Annotated in this window: 1 protein-coding gene; it reads left to right on the top strand. The window is 64.1% G+C overall.

Annotation, left to right across the window (positions count from 1 at the left end):
* Nucleotides 1-90: 90 nt before the first annotated feature.
* Nucleotides 91-961: radical SAM protein (locus tag L6Q96_23160; protein ID MCK6557449.1), on the top strand; the 871-nt coding region annotated here is incomplete at its 3' end.

The following is a 961-nucleotide window of genomic DNA, read 5'->3' as shown; positions in this document are numbered from 1 at the left end:
GGCGGGCCCCTGGTAAATACGGGATTCGAGCAGGTACGCGGGGCAGACCACTATTTCATCGGAGAAGCCGAGCACGGTCTGGCACAATTCGTGGCCGACTGGTCGGCCGGCTGTGCCCGCAGAGCCTACGGGCACGTCACCGACGAGAAAAAGGCCGCGCGCATCCGTGCGCACTTTGCGGGCGACGTCTCGCTGATTGTGGGAGAGCGCCCCGCGCTTGCGCAGACGACAGTGCCGCGCTTCGATCTGCTCGACCACCGCCGCTACGGCTCCATGGCCGTGCAGATCAGCCGGGGCTGTCCGGTGGGATGCGAGTTCTGCGATATCTGGACCCAGTACGGGCGCAAGCCGCGCCTGAAGGGCGTTTCCCGGCTGCTGGCCGAACTCGACGCCATCCGCGCGGTGGGTTTTGAAGGCGCGCTATTTGTCGTCGACGACAACTTCATCGGCAACAAGAAGGCCGTCATCGGAGAGGTCTTGCCGGCGCTGGTGCAGTGGCAGCGGACGTACGGCTACCCGTTCCGACTGTACACCGAGGCGACCATTTCCATGGCCGACGACGACGAACTGCTGGCACTGATGCACGAAGCAGGCTTCGACATGGTCTTCGTCGGTATCGAGACGCCCCACGAAGCCTCGCTGGTCGAGACCCACAAGATCCTTAACACCGACTTTCGCGCGCACAACACGCCTGCCAAACTCCTGGCGCAGATCGAGAAGATACAGAGCGCAGGCATGGAGATTTGCACGGGCCTGATCGTGGGATTCGACAACGAGCCCGCCGACATCGACCGCATCATGGCGGATTTCATCCGCGAGGCCCGCATCCCGCTCGCCATGGCGGGCCTGCTGAACGCGCTGCCGGAAACGGAACTTGAAGCCCGCCTGGCGCGCGAAGGGCGCCTTCGCGCCAAGTCCGTCGGCAACAACACGCACGCCTTCGAGATGAACTTCGAGTCCC

The sequence above is a fragment of the Candidatus Binatia bacterium genome (assembly GCA_023150935.1).
Taxonomy (GTDB): domain Bacteria; phylum Desulfobacterota; class Binatia; order HRBIN30; family HRBIN30; genus JAKLJW01.
The sequence above is the reverse complement of the archived record's forward strand: the minus strand, read 5'-3'. Positions and strand labels throughout refer to the sequence as shown.